This is a genomic window from Arthrobacter sp. 01L42, assembly GCF_056400005.1.
The window spans coordinates 13,637-31,661 of sequence record NZ_JBFTSL010000034.1 but is presented as its reverse complement, the minus strand read 5'-3'; the positions used below and the strand labels follow the sequence as shown (position 1 = coordinate 31,661).

At 67.9% G+C, this 18,025-nt stretch carries 15 protein-coding genes and 1 pseudogene; 6 read left to right on the top strand and 10 right to left on the bottom strand.

Annotated features, from left to right (window positions below; genetic code table 11):
* Positions 1 to 963, top strand: a pseudogene (locus tag AC1DN2_RS21005) (amino acid transporter); the annotation flags it as partial.
* Between the two features lie 150 nt (positions 964 to 1,113).
* Here the strand turns inward: AC1DN2_RS21005 and AC1DN2_RS21000 are convergent.
* From AC1DN2_RS21000 to AC1DN2_RS20965, 8 genes are all read right to left on the bottom strand, one after another.
* Positions 1,114 to 1,317, bottom strand: coding sequence for a cold-shock protein (locus AC1DN2_RS21000; RefSeq protein ID WP_009357211.1), 204 nt, complete (start codon positions 1,315 to 1,317; stop codon positions 1,114 to 1,116).
* A gap of 147 nt (positions 1,318 to 1,464) precedes the next feature.
* A complete protein-coding gene (locus tag AC1DN2_RS20995) occupies positions 1,465 to 2,412 on the bottom strand; it encodes an alpha/beta fold hydrolase (RefSeq protein ID WP_476851830.1) in 948 nt (315 codons plus the stop codon).
* Positions 2,413 to 2,499: 87 nt separating this feature from the next.
* The gene (locus AC1DN2_RS20990; RefSeq protein ID WP_476851829.1) at positions 2,500 to 5,310 is read right to left on the bottom strand and encodes a PEP/pyruvate-binding domain-containing protein; all 2,811 of its coding nucleotides are present in this window, start codon (positions 5,308 to 5,310) and stop codon (positions 2,500 to 2,502) included.
* Positions 5,311 to 5,476: 166 nt separating this feature from the next.
* Positions 5,477 to 5,794 (bottom strand): hypothetical protein, encoded by a 318-nt coding sequence (locus AC1DN2_RS20985; protein ID WP_079552423.1) that lies wholly within the window; start codon positions 5,792 to 5,794, stop codon positions 5,477 to 5,479.
* A 144-nt stretch (positions 5,795 to 5,938) separates the two neighbouring features.
* Entirely contained in the window at positions 5,939 to 6,994 is a 1,056-nt protein-coding gene (locus AC1DN2_RS20980) for a zinc-dependent alcohol dehydrogenase family protein (protein WP_476851828.1), read from the bottom strand.
* A gap of 144 nt (positions 6,995 to 7,138) precedes the next feature.
* The gene (locus AC1DN2_RS20975) at positions 7,139 to 8,335 is read right to left on the bottom strand and encodes an acetyl-CoA acetyltransferase (protein ID WP_476851827.1); all 1,197 of its coding nucleotides are present in this window, start codon (positions 8,333 to 8,335) and stop codon (positions 7,139 to 7,141) included.
* The gene (locus tag AC1DN2_RS20970; protein ID WP_476851826.1) at positions 8,332 to 9,012 is read right to left on the bottom strand and encodes a CoA transferase subunit B; all 681 of its coding nucleotides are present in this window, start codon (positions 9,010 to 9,012) and stop codon (positions 8,332 to 8,334) included. The genes AC1DN2_RS20975 and AC1DN2_RS20970 overlap by 4 nt, the downstream gene beginning before the upstream one ends.
* Positions 9,013 to 9,095: 83 nt before the next feature.
* On the bottom strand, positions 9,096 to 9,848 hold the full coding sequence (locus tag AC1DN2_RS20965; protein ID WP_476851825.1) for a CoA transferase subunit A: 753 nt from the start codon (positions 9,846 to 9,848) through the stop codon (positions 9,096 to 9,098).
* A gap of 249 nt (positions 9,849 to 10,097) precedes the next feature.
* On the opposite strand from AC1DN2_RS20965, the gene AC1DN2_RS20960 reads away from it, so the two are divergent.
* Positions 10,098 to 10,880, top strand: a complete 783-nt coding sequence (locus AC1DN2_RS20960) for an IclR family transcriptional regulator (RefSeq protein WP_459383707.1) — start codon at positions 10,098 to 10,100, stop codon at positions 10,878 to 10,880.
* Between the two features lie 135 nt (positions 10,881 to 11,015).
* Positions 11,016 to 11,921 carry an NADP-dependent oxidoreductase gene (locus tag AC1DN2_RS20955; protein WP_476851824.1) on the top strand — a complete coding sequence of 302 codons (906 nt, stop codon included), beginning with the start codon at positions 11,016 to 11,018 and terminating at the stop codon, positions 11,919 to 11,921.
* A gap of 52 nt (positions 11,922 to 11,973) precedes the next feature.
* Here the strand turns inward: AC1DN2_RS20955 and nadE are convergent, their stop codons facing one another.
* Together nadE and AC1DN2_RS20945 are read right to left on the bottom strand one after the other, a co-directional pair.
* Positions 11,974 to 12,795, bottom strand: coding sequence for an ammonia-dependent NAD(+) synthetase (gene nadE / locus AC1DN2_RS20950; protein ID WP_476851823.1), 822 nt, complete (start codon positions 12,793 to 12,795; stop codon positions 11,974 to 11,976).
* Positions 12,796 to 13,039: 244 nt separating this feature from the next.
* The gene (locus AC1DN2_RS20945; protein ID WP_223914562.1) at positions 13,040 to 14,065 is read right to left on the bottom strand and encodes a LacI family DNA-binding transcriptional regulator; all 1,026 of its coding nucleotides are present in this window, start codon (positions 14,063 to 14,065) and stop codon (positions 13,040 to 13,042) included.
* A gap of 233 nt (positions 14,066 to 14,298) precedes the next feature.
* Here AC1DN2_RS20945 and AC1DN2_RS20940 point away from each other — a divergent pair, with 233 nt between their 5' ends.
* The 3 genes from AC1DN2_RS20940 (at position 14,299) to AC1DN2_RS20930 (ending at position 18,023) form a co-directional block, all read left to right on the top strand.
* Positions 14,299 to 15,147: a sugar phosphate isomerase/epimerase family protein gene (locus tag AC1DN2_RS20940; protein WP_476851822.1), complete on the top strand. Its 849-nt coding sequence runs from the start codon at positions 14,299 to 14,301 to the stop codon at positions 15,145 to 15,147.
* A gap of 52 nt (positions 15,148 to 15,199) precedes the next feature.
* Entirely contained in the window at positions 15,200 to 16,207 is a 1,008-nt protein-coding gene (locus tag AC1DN2_RS20935; protein WP_476851821.1) for a Gfo/Idh/MocA family protein, read from the top strand.
* A 292-nt stretch (positions 16,208 to 16,499) separates the two neighbouring features.
* Positions 16,500 to 18,023, top strand: a complete 1,524-nt coding sequence (locus tag AC1DN2_RS20930; protein WP_230008163.1) for an ABC transporter substrate-binding protein — start codon at positions 16,500 to 16,502, stop codon at positions 18,021 to 18,023.
* Positions 18,024 to 18,025: the final 2 nt, after the last annotated feature.

Sequence of the window (18,025 nt, the reverse complement as noted above, 5' to 3'; positions counted from 1 at the left end):
TACCTGGGAAACGGATTCGGCACCGTCTACGATCTGAGCACCATCGCCATCCTGTGGTTCGCCGGCGCCTCCGCCATGGCCGGGCTGCTGAACCTCGTGCCGCGCTACCTGCCCCGGTACGGCATGGCCCCCGGGTGGGCAAGGGCCGTCAGGCCGCTGGTCCTGGTGTTCACCCTGGTGGGGTTCCTGATCACCTGGCTGTTCGACGCCGACGTCGACGCCCAGGGCGGTGCCTACGCCACCGGTGTCCTGGTCCTGATGACGTCGGCGGCGATTGCCGTGACGTTGTCCGCGCGCGGCCGACAGCAGCGCAAGCGCACCATCGGGTTCGGCATCATTGCCGTCGTGTTCATCTACACCACGGTGGTCAACATCTTCGAGCGGCCCGAAGGCATCCGGATCGCCGCGTTCTTTATCATCGGGATCATCGTGATCTCCCTGCTCTCGCGCATCCGGCGCTCCTTCGAGCTCCATGCCACGCATGTGCGGATGGACACCCCGGCCCTGGAATTCCTGGCCGCCAATGAATCCGGCCCCATCGCGATCATCGCCCACGAGCCGCTGCGTCTCACTGCCCAGGCGTACCTGGACAAGCTCACGTCCGCGATCGAGGTCAGCCACCTCCCGCTGGACTCCCAGGCACTGTTCCTCGAAGTGGTGGTGGACGACTCCTCCGACTTTGAGACCGCGCTCGAGGTCCGCGGGGTCAGCCGGCACGGGTACCAGATCCTGGAGGTCCACGGGCCAGTTGTTCCGAACACGATCGCCTCCGTGCTGCTGCACATCCGCGACGTCACCGGGCTGATGCCGCACATCTACTTCCGCTGGACGGAGGGAAACCCGTTCACCAACCTCCTGCGGTTCCTGGCTTTCGGCGAAGGCGAGATCGCCCCGGTCACGCGCGAAGTGCTGCGCGAGGCCGAACCCGACGTGACCAAGCGGCCCTGGGTCCACGTCGGCTGAGACCGCGCCAGGCGGCAGGCGCAAGGCCACAAGCGCCTCGAACACAAGCGCCTCGAACACAAACGCCCCTCCGGAGGAATCCTCCGGAGGGGCGTTGTGGTCTTCGGGGAAAGTGTCCCGGCCAGGCGGCCGGGGCTTTTTCCGGAGTACTTAGAGCGGGCGGATGTTCTCAGCCTGCGGGCCCTTCGGGCCCTGCGTGACGTCGAATTCAACCTTCTGGTTCTCGTCCAGCGAACGGTAGCCGCTGGTAGCGATTGCCGAGTAGTGGGCGAAAACGTCGGCCGACCCGTCATCCGGGGCAATGAAGCCAAAACCCTTTTCGGCGTTGAACCATTTAACTGTGCCTGTAGCCATGCCTTTATCCTTCTGAAATGCTGCTGATCTCCGGCGGCCATAAGGCCAACGGCTGCGGAGACATTCGTCCGCTGTCCCCAACGTACGGTGCGACGGGCCGCGGTGCAAGGGTCTGACGGGGGTCTTCGTCCCGGCCGGCCGCTTTCGTCAGGCCGAGACGGTGGCGTCGAAGAGCGCAATCAGGTCCCGGCTGATCTGGTACGGCGAGGTCTCGGACGGGCTGTGGCCCGCGCGGTAGACCGAAATCCGCGCACCGATCGACTGCGCGAAGCTCCGGTGCAACGCCAGCGGCCAGAGGTCGTGTTCGCCGACTGCGACAAGCTTTGGCAGCGTCGCGGCCGCCAGCACCCGCCGCAGATCCGGGGTGTGCTTCATAAGGCCGATGATGTCGACCACCGAGGCGCGGCGCGTGAACGCGAACCGGCTCCTGACGAACCGCAGCCGCTGCGGCGCCACCCGGGCAATATTGCTGCGGATGCCCCAAATCATTAATGCGGTGCCGACCCTGGAGGTGACCCAACAGCTGACCCAGCCAGCCAGGCGCACGTAGCGGAGGCTCTGCCCCGGCTCCGGCGGGCAGCTGATGAGGGTCAGACTGCGGAACTTTTCTGGCCGCTGGACGAACGCCAGCTGGGCAACCACCGCCGCGAAGGAATACCCCACGACGTGCACCGCGCCTTGATCGGTGTCCAGCAAGGCCAGGAGATCGTCGCGGAACAGCTCGTAGTCGTAGCAATTCCGGGGCGGAACGAGGTTTTCGGGCCCGGCCTGGGCGGATTCGTACTGCCCGGCGATGTCGCAGCTGAGGACGAAGTATCCGGCCGCGGCGAGCTCGGGCAGCATGAGGATGAAGTCTTCCTTGGAGCCGGTCGCGCCCGGGACTAGCAGGACGCGCGGCTTCCCGGGATCTCCGGCAGCGATCGTCGCCAAGGTCCCGCTCGGTGCCTCGAACTCACCGCGCATCACGCCTGCCGGAAGGACGGCCCAGTCGAAGTCGGGCAACGCGGCGTCCCGGCGGGCGGCATCGTCCACCAGCCCCGAACCAAAGCCCTCGGGAACCGGGCCGCCCTGTGCGTTACTGCCGGCAGACGCCATCTAACTAACATAGCCCCCTGCTGGCGGCGTGGCGGAGGTCCCGCTGCAATTCGAAGGCCCGGCGCCGGCCGGTCCGGAGGTTCACGCTCAGCCAGCCAGGCTGCCGGCGGCCGTCGCAGGGGAGAGCGGGGAATCCACCTGCCGCACCGTTCCGGCCGATCCGTCCACGGTCACGGTCTCACCGGTCCGCAAACGGGTGGTCGCGTCCGGCACGCCCACCACCGCCGGGATGCCGTATTCGCGGGCCACCACGGCGCCGTGCGAGATCACCCCGCCCATTTCCATCACCAAGGCGCCGGCCGTCATGAACAGCGGCGTCCAGCCGGGGTCGGTGGAGGGTGCCACAAGGATTTCCCCGGGCTCAAGGTGCGCGCCCACCGGATCCAGGATGACCCGGACCGTTCCGGTGGCGGTGCCGGCCGACGCCGGTGTCCCGGCGAGGGCGCCGGAAGCGGGGGACTTGGCCATCACGGCCGCCTCGACGTCCGTGCCGTCGGAGAGCAGGAGCCGGGGAATCCGGCGCCGGCGCAGTTCGACGTCGTAGATCCGGTGGCGGCCCGCGACGATGCCCTTGAGGTCGGCACCCCGCAAACCCACACGGACCTCGTCGAATTCCAGGAAATACACGTCGTCCGCGGCGGCGATCGCACCGGACCGGGCCAGCTCGATGCCGATCGCGTTGAGCTGGCGGTGCATTTCCGCGAGGGCGAGGATGATGTAGAACTTGGGCAGTTCGCGCAGTCCGGACAGCTGGCGGGTCCGGCGCAGGCAGAATTCCACCAGCCGGGCACGGATCCGGCTCCGGACCCTGGTCCGTTCCACCAGGCTGCGGATCCTGGCCTCGGCATGTTCCTCGGCGCGGGCGAACTGCCGGTCGGGCGCCTGCTCGGGGTCGGCCACATGAAGGTAGTTCGAGATCATCCCGAGGATATGGTCCGGCTTCTCCGACCACCGCGGCATGCCAAGGTCGATCTCCGCCACGGCGCGGTGGCCGTAACGGTCCAGGAACCCGTGCAGGCCGGTCTGTGCCACTGCGGGCAGCGAGCCGGCCTGGTACAGGGCGGCCAGTTCCCTTGGCCCGTGGGCCAGGAACACCTCCCGGGACGCGGCATGCGCGCCGATGGTGACGGCCAGTTGCCAGAGCTCGAGGTCCATCTCGGTGGTGACATTGTTGGGCAGACCCCGCAACACGGCCTCGAGTTCCCGCGGTGCCGCGATGCCGCGCAGCAGCCTGCGCGCCCCGGCCAGCATGAGGTACCCAACGGACGGTCCGGGCAGCGTCGCCAAGATCAGCCCGTCCACGGTGTTCTCCAGGATGCGCTGGGCGTGATCGAGCCGGCCAAAAGTGGTGGCCGGCTCCGGCAGGACAAGCTCGGATTGAAGGCGATTTCCGTAATCGAAGGCGCGGCGCAGTTCGGCGGACGGCCGCACCGCGGCCCGCGCCAGGGACGGAAGCAGCCGGACCGTCAGGCCCAGGCCGGCCATGGTTCCGGGATCGCGCCCTGCGCTATTGCCCGCTGCGCCGCTGCCAGTCCCCGCCTGTCGGGGGGCCAGCCTGCCCGCTGCACCGTGCCGTGCCCGCCGGGACGGCCGTTTGCGCACGCCGAACCGCGGGTCATCCAGGAGTGCCGGAAAAACCGCGCCGGACCTGCCGTCCGCCAGCGGCAGCATCCGCAGCAGGTAGCGGCGGCCGTACCTGTTGCGCACCATGGGCGTCACGTCGACATACATCCGCAATCCCGGGTTGACGTACCGCCACGGCCCGTTGCGGTTCCGCATTGAGCCCAGCACGGAGAGCCCCATGGGGGTCAGGGGCCTGGTCAGGCCCTGGAGCAAGGTGCCGCACAGGTAGACGCGGGGGTCGGCGTCGGCCCCTGCCTCCGCGCCGAGCGGTTCGGCGGCCGCAGGCTCCGGCAGCGGATACAACGTGGTGATGGGCCGCGACTGGGTCACCCAGATCCTGCCCGCTGCGTCGATCACCCATTCCACATCCTGGGGTGTACCGAACAGCCGCTGGACGGTATCGCCGAGGGCCGTGAGTTCGCTGATCCGGGCGTCGTCCAGGCTCGGCCGCCGCCGGACTGCCGTCCCCTTCGGTGAACGGAGGAGGATGCGTCCCGTGGCCGTATCCACGACGAAATGGTCCGGGTTCACGCTGCCGGAGACCACCGCCTGGCCGGGCCCCGCGCTCGCATCGATGACCGTTTCAGTCCGGGTGCCCGTCACGGGATTGGCGGTGAAGAGCACGCCGGCGCTGGTGGCGGTGATGAGGTCCTGGACGACGACGGCGAGCCCCACCTCACGGTGGCTGATCCCGTTGGCGGCGCGGTAGGCCACGGCCCGTTCGGTCCAGAGTGAGGCCCAGCAGCGCCGGACCGACTCGACCACGGCGTCGGCTCCGGAGATGTTCAGGAAGGAATCCTGCTGGCCGGCGAAGCTGGCGAAGGGCAGGTCCTCGGCGGTGGCGGAGGACCTGACCGCCACTGTGGCCCGGCTGCCGAGCGCGGCATACGCGCCGCGAAGGGCGGCATCGACGTCGGCGGGAATCGGCGCGGTCACGATCATTTCCCGCGCCTGCCGGGCCAGTTCGCCCAGGTCCGGTCCGGGCCGGGCCAACCCGGGGCGGCCTGGCTGGCCGGGGCGGGAGCCGCCGTCGCCTGGTTCGCCGTCGCCTGGTTCGCCGTTGTCTGTTTCGTCGTCGTTCGAAGGGCCGGGCCGCGCGGCGTCCAGCCGGGCCGCCAGCGCGTCCAGTTCGGCCGGGGCCGCCTTTCGGTAGGCAACCGTGGTGAGGCAGAATCCACGGGGTACGCGGAATCCGGCGGCCGTGAGCTTGCCGAGGTTCAGGGCCTTTCCGCCCACGAGCGGCAGGGGAGCGGAACCCAGTGCGCTGAGATCCATGACGAGACTTTCCGGCGCCCTGCCATCTGCAGAACCCATTTCCCTGCTCCCACGTCCTGTCCGCGTCTTCAATCCACGTGTTCACGCCACGTATTCAAGCCGCGGGCGGCCTCCGGGTCCTGAGTCCGGCGGCGCGGCGGCACCTCCGCCAAGCGAGCCTGCCGGCCTACTGGCCGGCGTCGGCCTCGCCGGTGTCTTCCCACATAAGATCCAGGTTGCGGAAGACCGGAGGGCCGTCGCACAGGGCGGCCATCTGCGCGGCGAATTCGGAGGTCTCGGGCCGGTTGGAGTTCTCCATGGCCGACTCGTAGGAGTCGAATTCCACGATCGTGAGGTACGTTCCGGGGCGGTCGCGGTCTGCGGTGGCCATGATGCGGCGGAAGGTCGGGGCAGTGGTTCCCTCCGTCCTGGAGGGCCGGCCGAGTTGCTCGATCTCCTCAATGCGGGAGGTCTGAAATTCGATGATCTGCACGAACCTGGCCATGACGGCTCCCTTGACGGCGGCGGATGCTGATGCGCTTCACGCTAGACCCTCGTCCTTGCCCGTGCAAGGGCGGGAGCTAGCAGTACAGCTAGGCCGGCGCGGGCGGCCGCGCGGGTGCAAGCGCGGCCGCCGTCGAGATCCCGGCTAGGGGGTCAGGAGGACCTTGATGGCGCGCCGTTCGTCCATCGCGCGGTAGGCCTCGGGTGCCTCCTCAAGCGGCATGACCGAGTCGAACACGCGGCCCGGATTGATGGTGCCGTTCAGCACGTCCGCCAGCAGTTCCGGGATGTACGTCCTGGCCGGGGCCATGCCGCCGCCGATCGAGATGTTGGTGTCGAACAGGAAGCGCAGCGGGGCTTCGGCGCCGCCGGTGGGGACGCCGACAAAGCCGAGGGCGCCGCCAGGGCGGACGCTGTGCAGGGCCTGTTCCATGGATTCCTTGGTACCCACGCACTCCAGCACGGAGTCGGCGAGCACACCGCCAAGCAATTCGCGGACCTTGGCGACGCCCTCGTCCCCGCGTTCGGCGACGATGTCCGTGGCCCCGAATTCGCGGGCGATCGCCTGGCGGTCGGCGTGCCGTGACATGGCGATGATCCGCTCCGCGCCGAGGCGCTTGGCGGCCAGGACGCCGCAGAGCCCGACGGCGCCGTCGCCGACCACCACGACCGTCCGGCCGGGACCGGCCTTGGCCGCGAGGGCTGCGTGGTGGCCGGTGGCCATGACGTCGGAGAGCGTGAGCAGGCTGGCGCGGAGGGCGTCGTCCGGGTCGGTGACGCCCGGGACCTTGACCAGCGTGGACTCGGCGAGCGGTACGCGCACGGCCTGGCCCTGGCCGCCGTCGATCCCGTGGCCGGTGTCATCCTTGCCGCCCCAGCCGGCGAGGTGGTCGCAGGCCACCGTGACGCCGTCGAGGCACTGCGGGCACGCGCCGCAGCTGACCACGAACGGGGCGATCACGTAGTCGCCCACGGCGAGGTCTTTGATGTCGTCGCCGATGCTTTCGACCGTTCCGATGAACTCGTGCCCGATCGCGGACGGCTTGTGGGTGGGCTTGACCCCGCGGTACGGCCAGAGGTCCGAGCCGCAGACGCAGGAGGCGGTGACCTTCACGATGACGTCGGTGGGCAGCTGGAGGGTGGGGTAGTCGCGGTCTTCGACTCGGATGTCGCCGGGACCGTGGATGATGGTGGCGCGCATGGGTGCTCCTCGCATTGTGGTGGATGGGCTGGGAACGAGTTTAGTCCCGTGGCATGCCGGCCACGCAGGCGAGGACAAGCAACGCGGGGTCAGATACGGCCCATCAACCCGCCCGGCATGGGCTGTATCTGACCCCGCGTTGCTTTAGAGGGCTTCGAGCACGCTGACGTAGTTGGCGATGCCCACGCCGCCCATGTTCTGCACCGCGGCCCGGCGCGGGTTGGCCAGCTGCATGTCGCCGGCGGTCCCGGTGAGCTGCATCGCGGCGATGACGTGCTGGGAGACGCCGGTGGCGCCGACGGGGTGGCCCTTGGCCTTGAGCCCGCCCGATACGTTTACCGGCAGCTTGCCGTCCTTGAAGACCCAGCCTTCTTCCAGCGCCCGGGCGCCCTGGCCGCGTTCGGTCAGCCCCATGGCCTCGTACATGAGCAGTTCGGCAATGGTGAAGCAGTCGTGGACTTCCGCGAAGTCGAGCTCCTCCAGCCCGACGCCGGCCATCCCCAGGGCCCGCTGCCAGGAGGCGCGTGTGGCGGCGAATTCGGTCGGGTCCCGGCGCTCGGCGGGGAAGAAATCGTTCGCCTGGCCGAAGCCGGCGAGCCGCACCGGGGCGGTTGCCCCGCCGGTAGGGGCAACGCTGAGGACGACGGCGGCGGCGCCGTCGGAGACGGGGGAGCAGTCGGTGCGGCGCAGCGGATCGGCCACCATCGGGTTCTTGTCCGAGACGGTGCGGCAGAACTCCTCGCCGAGGTCCTTGCGTAGCTGGGCGTAGGGGTTGTCGACGCCGTTGCGGTGGTTCTTCGCCGCGATGGTGCCCAGGACGTCGCCGAGCTTTCCGTTGCTGTCGCCGTAGCGCTTGCCGTAGTGCTTCGCGACCTCCGCGAAGAGCCCGGTGAACCCGGTGGTGGAGGGCTTGCCGGCCATGTCGTAGTCCGCGCCGAGCAGGGCCGCGCCCACGACGTCGGCCCCGGCGTGGGTCATCTTTTCGGCGCCGATCACCAGGACGGTCTTCGCGGTGCCGGCAAGCAGGGACTTGGTGCCCTGCTGGAATGCGGCCGAGCCGGAGGCGCAGGCGTTCTCCACCCGAGTGGAGGGAACGTTGGCCAGCTGATCCGAGACCTGCAGTGCGAGGGAGGACGGGAAGGCCAGCGGCATCATGCCGGAGTTGAACTGGCCGAGGTAAATCTCATCGATCTGGCCGGGCTCGATCCCGGCGTTGCCGATCGCCTCGGTGGCGACCTGCACGATCAGGGACTCCAGGGTTTCTTCGCTCAGCTTGCCGAACCGGCTGTGGCCCCAGCCGGTGAGCAGGACGTCCTTGCCGAACTGGTCTTTGAGGCTCATGCCGTCGCTCCTTCAAATTCGAGCGCGACATCGAAGTCGGCTTCGGTTTTTTCGCGGATTTCCTCCACGGTGACGCCGGGCGCGAGGCGCCTGAGCGTGAGCTTCCGCCCGCCGCCTGCTTTGTGTTCATTCTTCACAAGGTCGAAGACCGCGAGGTCGCTGATGATGCGGTCCACGCAGCTGAGCCCGGTGAGCGGCAGCGTGCATTCCTTGACGATCTTGGCGCTGCCGTCCTTGGCGTTGTGCTCGGTCAGGACCACGACGCGCGGGGTGCCGGCTACGAGGTCCATGGCGCCTCCCATGCCCTTGACCATCTTGCCGGGGATGGTCCAGTTGGCGAGGTCGCCGGCACCGGAGACCTGCATGGCACCGAGGATCGCGACCTTCACGTGGCCGCCGCGGATCATGCCGAAGGACGTCGCGGAGTCGAAGATGCTGCCGCCGGGCAGGACCGTGACGGTCTGCTTGCCGGCGTTGATCAGGTCCGCGTCTTCCTCGCCCTCGAAAGGGAATGGGCCCATGCCGAGCAGGCCGTTCTCGCTCTGCAGGACAACGCGGACGCCGTCGGGCAGGTTGTTGGCCACCAGCGTGGGGATGCCGATGCCAAGGTTGACGTAGTCGCCGTCGTTCAGTTCTTCGGCCGCGATTGCGGCCATTTCATCTCGGGTCCAGGCCATGGTGGTTCTCCTTGGAAAGTCAGGGTGCAAAGGGTGGGGCGCCAACGCCGGCGCGCCCGGGGGTGGGCGGCGCTCGGGCCGGATTAGACGGTGGCGGTGACGGCGGAGGCGGCCTGCGCCGCCGCCGCTTCCGCTGCGGGCCGCGGGCGGACGGTGCGCTGTTCGATGTCCTTGACGCGGCCGCTGGCCTGGACCAGGCGCTGGACGAACACGCCGGGGGTGATGATGTGGTTCGGGTCCAGCTGGCCGGGTTCGACGATCACTTCGGCCTCGGCGACCGTCACGGCTCCGGCGCTAGCCACCACCGGATTGAAGTTCTGCGCGGTATACCGGTAGATCAGGTTGCCGTCGGTGTCGGCCGTGTGGGCGTGAACCAGGGCGACGTCGGCCTTGATGGCGCGCTCCTGGACATAGGTCTCGCCGTCGAACTTCGCCAGCGGCTTGCCTTCGGCGACGAGGGTGCCCACGCCGGTCTTCGTGTAGAACGCCGGGATGCCGGCGCCGCCAGCGCGCAACCGCTCAGCAAGGGTGCCCTGCGGGGTGAACTCCACCTCCAGCTGGCCGGCGAGGTACTGCTCGGCGAAGAGCTTGTTTTCCCCAACGTAGGACGCGATGACCTTACGGACCTGGCCGCCCTCGATCAGGACCCCGAGGCCCTTGCCGTCCACGCCCATGTTGTTGGAGACGACCGTCAGGTCCTTCACCCCGGAGTCCCGCACCGCCTCAATCAGGTCAGCGGGGATCCCGCTGAGCCCGAAACCGCCGACGGCGAGCGTCATGCCGTCGCGCAGTACGTCCTGCAAAGCGGCCGCTGCCCCGGATTTCACCTTTGACATTGCATCTCCTCATTGAGCTCGTCTTGCTATCCACCCCGGCAATCCACTTTGTGGACTCCATGTCTGAAGAAGGAGCCTATGGTGTGTCACAGACCACTGTCAACGTGGAGTTTCCCCGCAAATTGGCGGAGTTTACAGTGTGGACGCTACCCTTGGCACTATCCATTATGTGGATACCTGATGGTAAAATCGGGTAAAAGCAACGTGGGTGACAGCATCACTCAGTTCCGGGCCGACGTGAGGCAAGCAATGAATACAACCCCCGTCCAGGGCGCCCAGGTGGTCAGCCGGGCAGCCGGCCTGCTGCGCCTGGTCGGCCGGAAGCCGGAGGGCTGCCCCCTGGTGGAGCTCGTGCGCGAATCCGGCCTAACACGGCCCACCGTGCACCGGCTGCTGAGCTCGCTCGCGGCCGAAGGGCTGCTGGACCAGGACCCGGGCAGCGGCAACTGGGTCCTGGGACCGGAGATCCTGCTGCTGGGGTCCGTGGCCTCGGCGCGCTTCCCCCTGGAGGACATCGCGAGGCCGAGCCTGCGCCGCCTGGCCGAAGAGACCGGCGAAAGCGCTTTCTTCTCCATCCGCCGCGGCAACGAGACCGTGTGCCTGCTCCGGGAAGAAGGCAGCTTCCCGGTCCGTTCCTTCGTGCTGCACGAGGGGGTGCGGTTCCCGCTGGGCGTCGCCTCCGCCGGCACCGCCATCATGGCCTTCCTGCCGGCACACGAGCAGGAAGAACTGCTCGCCAACTGGGCAGCCCACGCCGGCAGCTTTGCGGCCGCGCACACCGCAGCACTGGTCAGGGAGAACCTGGAAGCGACGCGGCAGGCCGGCTATTCGGTCAATCCGGGGCTGGTCCTGGAAGGCAGCTGGGGGATGGGTGCGGCGGTCTTCGACCAGCGGGGCCGCCCCGCCTGGGCGCTGTCCCTGACCGGCATCGAACCGCGCTTCCGGGAGGACCGGCGTCCGCAGCTGGGGCGGCTGCTCCTGGAAGAAGCGCACCGGATCTCCACGCTGCTGACCCGCTCGCCAGGCGCCTGACCCTCGTCACGGCCCCGGTTCGGCTCAGGCCGCCTCGGACAATTCAACTTGCCGGGCGACCCTTGCGCAGCCGCCGCTTGTGCCAGAAGCTGGCAGCACAGGCCGCAGCGCGTCGAGCCGAAGGAGCAAAGCCTCATGAAAGACACCAAGATCTCTTTCGATCACTATGGCAGCCCGGACGTCGTCACCGTTGGCGAGGAGAAACCGCCGGTTCCGAGGGAGAACGAGGTCCAGGTGGGAATCCGCGCCGTCGGCGTCAACCCGGTGGACTGGAAAGTCGTCGCCGGCTACCTGGAGCCCTACCTTGCCCTGGACTTCCCTGCAGTTCCCGGCTGTGAGGCGGCAGGAATCGTGACCGCCGTTGGCCCCGGCGTGACCGGCCATGAGGTGGGCGACGACGTCATCTGGAATGGCATTTCTGGGGCCTACCGTGCCGCGGCCAATTTTCCGGCCGACCAGCTGACGCCAAAGCCCGCGGGCATCGATTTCGAGCAGGCGGCGTGCGTCGCGATAGCTGGCGGCACAGCGTATTCGGCGCTGCTTCAGCTTGGCATTGGCGTGGGGGACACGGTCCTCATCCACGGCGCGGCGGGCGGGGTCGGCTCTGCGGCAGTCCAGATCGCGCGGCACCTCGGCGCCCGGATCATTGGCACCGCTTCAGAGCAGAACCACGACTATTTGCGCGGCCTCGGCGCCGTGCCGGTGGCCTACGGCGAAGGGCTCGTGGAACGCGTCCGCGCACTGGGCACCATCACCGCCGTCCTGGACACCTTTGGCGGGGAGGAGACGACGACGGCGACGGTCCATTTGCTTGGCGGCCACGGCGCCGCGGTGACCACAGTGCCTGGAAAGGAGGCCAACGCCGCCGGAATTGCACCGGTCAGGCTGCTGGACGGACGGGTAGCGGAGGCGGCCCGGCTGTCGGCCGGGGGAAAGCTCCGCTTCAGTATCCAGGAGCGGATTCCCCTCACCGATGCGGCCCGGGCACTGGGCATCAGCCGCGCAGGCCATGTCCGGGGCAAACTCGTGCTGATCCCGTGATTGGACCCCCGCGGGGCGAGCCTGCAGCCCGGCCCGGGGCTCTCGGCTCAGGCTATTTCCACCAGGTGTCGAAAATCGTCACCGGGACCGAGCGCTTGTGGCGGGTCCGCAGGTACATCGCCTCGATCCGTTCGGCAGCGGCATCGGGTACGTCACGGCCCTCGAGGTAGTCATCGATCAGGTCGTAGCCCAGGCCGAGTTCGTCCTCGTCGGTGCGGCCCGGCTTGCCGTCCAGCAGATCCGCCGTCGGAACCTTTTCCCAGATCCGGGCCGGTGCGCCGAGTTCCGCCAGCAGGGCGCGGTTCTGGCGCTTGTTAAGGCCGAACAGCGGCAGGATGTCCGCGCCGCCGTCGCCGAACTTGGTGAAGAACCCCGTGACGGACTCGGCGCCGTGATCCGTGCCGATCACCAGGTAATTGTGCTCGCCGGCCAGGGCGTACTGGGCAATCATCCGGGTCCGGGCCTTGGTGTTGCCCTTGTGGAAATCGGAGATCTCCGTGCCCACGGTCTTCTCGAACTCGTCCTCGAAGCCATCTACTGCGGCCGAGATGTTGAACGTCCATTCGGTCTTGGCTCGCACGAAGTCCAGGGCCGCCTGCGCGTCGTCCTCGTCATGCTGGACGCCGTAGGGCAGCCGCACGGCCACGAAGTTCGCCTCGGTGCCCTCGGCCTCGAGTTCCTCGACGGCCAGCTGGGCCAGCCGCCCGGCCAGGGAGGAGTCCAGGCCGCCCGAGATGCCCAGGACGAAGCCCTTGGTGTGGGTGGCCGTCAAGTATTCCTTCAGGAACGTCACGCGTTTGCGCACCTCCCCGGCAGGGTCGATCCGGGGCTGCACGCCCATTTCCTCGATGATCTTCGCCTGGAGTTCACGCATGCCTCACAGCCTAGTCAGCGGTGTCAACAACGCTCAACTATTGCGTCCGGACCGGCGGCTGACGAGCGGATCCGGCGTCGAAATGGCTTCGGTTCCGGACGGCGGCTACGGTTTCGGACCGTTGCGACTTGGATCCCCGGTGCGCCGGTCCGAATTCGGCGCCCCTGTCCGGAACCGCCGCGAAAACCGCACCGCCGGCCGACGCCTGCCCGGTCCTGACTGGGCACCGGCCCGGACGCCGGGCCTATTGAGCCTGCCGCACCGGACCGGTGGAGCCGCGGACCGTGAGATGGGTGGGCATCACGGACCGGCTTCGGGTGCCACCGCCGGCGAGCGGGTTCAGCTGGGCCAGCAGCATGGACACCGCCACGCGGCCGGCCTGCTCGATCGGGGAGGCCATGGTGGACAGCGGCGGATTGCAGAAGTCGGCGCCAAAGATGTCGTCGCAGCCCACAATGCTCATGTCCTGCGGGACGCGGATGCCGCGTTCGCGAAGGCGCTGGAGCATGCCGATGGCGATGAGGTCGTTGAACGCGAGGCAGGCGGTGACCCCGCTGTGGACGGCGGCGTCCGCGGCTGCCGCGCCGGACTGTGTCTTGGGGGCGAACGGACCGAGCCGGCGCACCTCCACGCCGCGTTCCTCGGCAGCCACGGACAGCGCGGTCCACCGCCGTTCGCTGGACTGCGACGTCGTCGGGCCGGCCACATAGGCCACCCGGGTGTGCCCCAGCGAGATCAGGTGGTCCAGCGCCTGGCTGGTGCCGGACGGGGTGTCGATCAGGACCGCGGGAACGCCGGGCACGTCACGGTTGATCGCGACCATGGGCATCTTCGCCGCCGCGTTCAGCAGAGCTTCGTCGCTGAGCCGGGATGCGGCAACGATGATGCCGTCAGCGCTCTTGCGCAGCTGCTCCACGGTGCTGGCCTCCACCTCGTCGGACTCTTCCGTGTCCACCAGCAACTGGGTGTACCCGGCCGCCTTGAGCTGGAGCTGGGTTCCCCTGATGAGGTCGAAGTAGAACGGGTTGGTGATATCCGGAACCAGGACTCCCACCGCGCCCGTGCGCCCGGAACTCAGCGCCTTCGCCTGGCTGTTGGGTGTGTAGTGCAGCCGGGCCGCGGCCGCCTCGATCCGCTGCCGTGTCCTGATGTTGACCCGGTCCGGCGTGGAGAGGGCACGGGAAACCGTGGAGGCCGCCACGCCGCAGAGCGCGGCGATGTCATGGATGGTGGCCGGGCGGTCCACTGCTGCTGGTTGCGTCGTCGCCACGGCGCTCCTCTCTGAACGTGGTGGCCGGGCCGAGGTGGCCGGGGCGCGTGGCCGGGCTGTGATTGCCGCCACAGGGCCGGTCAGCAAAGCATGCCACAGATTGTCAGAAATTGGCAACCGGTTGTCATTTGAGTGCGGTGCTGGCTAGACTGGGGCCCACACCGTTTGTGAACTGCGTCACCGCGCCGGAGCCGGAAGCTGCCCGCGGCGGCCGCGAAACCCAGGAGATCCGCGTGAGCAAAACACCACCCGCAGTCTGGTCGCTGTCAGGTTTCGGCGACGAAATAGATCCGGACCCGGCAGTTCAGGCCGCCGTGCTCCTGGCGCTGGGCGCAAGCCACATCGAGGTCCGCAGCGCCTGGGGCACGAACGTCTCCGAGCTGGAGCCCGCGCAGGTTGCCCGGCTCAAGGAAATCCTGGATGAAAAGGGCCTCAAGGTCTCGGCCGTGGCCAGCCCCATCGGGAAGGTGGACGTGAGCCTGCCGGTGGAGCAGGAGCTGGCACGGCTCCGGCAAATCATCTCAGTGGCCAGGGGGCTGGATACACAATACGTCCGCATTTTCTCCTTCTTCCGGGCCGAGGGGCGCAGCGCGGAAGACATCCGCGAGGACGTCCTGGCCCGTATGGGCGCGCTGGCGGCGCTCGCCGCGGAATCCGGCGTCGTGCTCCTGCACGAAAACGAAAAGGGCATCTATGGCGATACCCCGCAGCGCGTGCTGGACATCATGGAATCCGTGAACTCGCCCGCGCTCCGCATCGCGTGGGACAACGCCAACTTCGTCCAGGTGGGCGTCAAGCCCTACACCGAGGGCTACGCCATGCTGCGCCCCTACCTCGAGTACTTCCAGGTCAAGGACGCGCTCGCCACCACCGGGGAAGTAGTCCCCTCCGGTGAGGGCGACGGCGAACTCGACGCCACCATCGCCGCCCTCAAGGCGGACGGTTACGCCGGCTTCGCCTCGCTGGAACCCCACCTGGCCAGCGCCCACGAACTCGGCGGCTTCTCGGGCCCGGCGGCCTTCGGCACCGCGGCCCGCGCCTTTGCCGCGCTGGCCGCGAAAAACCAGATCGAACTCGTGTAATCGGCCTTCTTTAGCAGGCATGCACCACCACTAGGGAAAGAGGGAACTCCGGATGCCAAAGGCGGCAATCATCGGCTGCGGCGACGTGTCGGTCGTTCACTTTGAAGCACTTGCAGGGATGGACGACGCCGAATTGGTGGCCGTCTGTGACCCGGATCCGGCACGCCGGGCGGCGGCGCAGGAGGCCCACGGCGTCCCCGGCTTCGAGGACTACCGCGACATGCTGGAGGTGGCAGCTCCCGACGTCGTACACATCACCACCCCGCATCACGAACACGCGGCGATAGCGATCGAATGCCTGCGCCGCGGGGTCCACGTGGTGCTGGAAAAGCCCCTGGCGCACACCCTGGCCGAGGGCGAAAGGCTGCTGGCCGCGGCTGCCGACAGCACGGCCAAAATTGCCCTGTGCTTCCAGAACCGCTACAACGCCCCGGTGCAGGAAATGCGCCGGCTGCTGGACTCCGGCGAGCTGGGCCAGGTGCGGGGGGCCTCGGCCACGGTCATGTGGCACCGCAATGCCGATTACTACCTCAGCCGGCCCTGGCGCGGAAGCTGGGCCGAGGGCGGCGGCGGGCTGATGATGAACCAGGCCATCCACACCGTTGACCTGCTGCAGTGGCTGGTGGGCGACGTCGTCGCGCTCGCCGGCAGCGCCTCGACCCATGCGCTGGCAGAAACCATCGAGGTGGAGGACACGGCGGAGTTCGCAGCGCTGCACAGCAGCGGGGCGCGCTCCGTCTTCTACGCCACCCTGGCTAACACCGTCAACGCACCCGGCACGCTGGACATCAGCACCGAGAGGGCTGCATTGAGCCTGCGCGGGGACCTGACAGTCACTTACGACGACGGGCGCAGCGAGGTGGTGCGTGAACGCGCCAAGGGATCCGGCGGCCGGTCCTACTGGGGCGTTTCGCATGCCCTGCTGATCGCAGATTTCTATGCCGGACTGGCGCAACCGGGCCCGTTCTGGATTGACGCCGCCGAAGGGGCGAAGTCGCTGCGGATCGTGAAGGAACTCTACCGCCAGTCCTACCCCGGCTCTGAGGAAAAAGTGTCCTGACCGAAGCCGCCGCCGCGACCCGGCTCAGGCGCGCGGGCTTCCGTTGCGCTTTCTTTTCCGCTGCGAACGTCGTGCCTGCGCACTGCGTGCGCTCCCCAGGCGCACCGTCGTGCTCCGTCCAAGTGCCCGGCAACACCCCTGGGCGCAATAATTCAAAAAATAATGACAACCGGTTGCCAGATGTGGCAACCCAACGTACGCTGAACCCACAAGCGGCGGTGTGGCCCAAGCCACATTGCCGCCATCAACGTCCGTGCAGCGGACCTCGAGAAGCGATCCAAAGGAGCCAACAATGAAGTTCGGTCCCAAGGCAGCAGCTGCTGCCCTCATCCTCAGCGCATCCCTCGCGCTCACCGCCTGTGGCGGCGGCGCCGCAGCAGGCGGCGCAGGCACCACAGCCACGTCCCTGACGCTCGGCACCATCCAGGACGTCCGGTCCTGGGATCCGGCCCAGGCCCATGTGGGCCATATCCTCCAGCCGTACCAGGCCGTCTACGACACCCTGATCCTGCGCGAGCCGGACGGAAAGCTCAGCCCCATGCTGGCGACGGCCTGGAAGTACAACGCAGCAAACACCAAACTGACGGTGGACCTGCGCTCGGACGTCACCTTCAGCGACGGAGCAAAGTTCGACGCCGAGGCTGCCAAGGCCAACATGGACCACTTCAAGACGGCCAATGGTCCGCAGATGGCCCAGCTCAATGCCGTCAAGGACGTGGCCGTTGTGGACGCCGATACCATCGACATCAACCTCAGCACCCCGGACCCGGCCCTCGAGTACTTCCTCAGCCAGGCGGCCGGCCTGATGGGCAGCCCCAAGGCGCTCGGCACCGAGGGCATCAAGACCGAGCCGGTGGGCTCCGGGCCCTACGTGATGGACAAGGCCGCGTCGGTCAAGGACTCCCAGACCGTGTTCACCGCCCGGAAGGACTACTGGAACAAGGATCTGCAGAAGTACTCCAAGCTGACCTTCAAGATCCTGACCGACCCCACCGCCCGCACCAACGCCCTGGTCTCCGGCCAGGTGGACGCCACACTCCTGGACCCCAAGAACGGCAAGCAGGCCGAAGGCGCCAAGATGAAGCTGGCCGCCAACGAGGTGGACTGGCAGGGGCTGCTCCTCCTGGACCGTGACGGTGCCAAGAACCCCGCACTGCAGAACGTCAAGGTCCGCCAGGCCATCAACTACGCCTTTGACCGCAAGACCATCCTCGACCAGGTCCTGTTGGGCCAGGGCACCCCGACGTCCCAGCCGTTCGGCAAGGCCAGCGGCGCCTGGACCGAAGAACTGGAGAACTACTACAGCTACGATCCGGCCAAGGCCAAGCAGCTCCTCAAGGAAGCCGGCTATGAAAACGGCGTGACCCTGGAAGTCCCCAGCATCCCCGACTTCCAGACTCAGATTTCCGTGGTCCAGCAGCAGCTGGCAGACGTCGGTATCACCCTGAAGATTGGCGCCGCGCTCACCAACACCTTCACCTCCGATGTGGCTGGACAGAAGTACACCACCATGTACTTCTCCCTCTTCCAAGGCCAGCCGACAGTTGCCATCAACCAGATCATCTCCACCAAGGCGCTCTACAACCCGTTCAAGAACGCGTCGCCGGAGCTCGACGCCAAGATTGACGCCGTGCGCAACGGCGGGGCTGACGCGGGCAAGCTGGCCCAGGAAGTGAACAAGTACGTGGTGGAGCAGGCCTGGTTCGCGCCGCTGTTCCGCGTCAACCAGATGTACTACCACAACGCCAAGGTCGACGTCACACCCCAGATCCAGCAGGCCGTTCCGTCCATTTACAACTACTCACCCGCCAAGTAGGA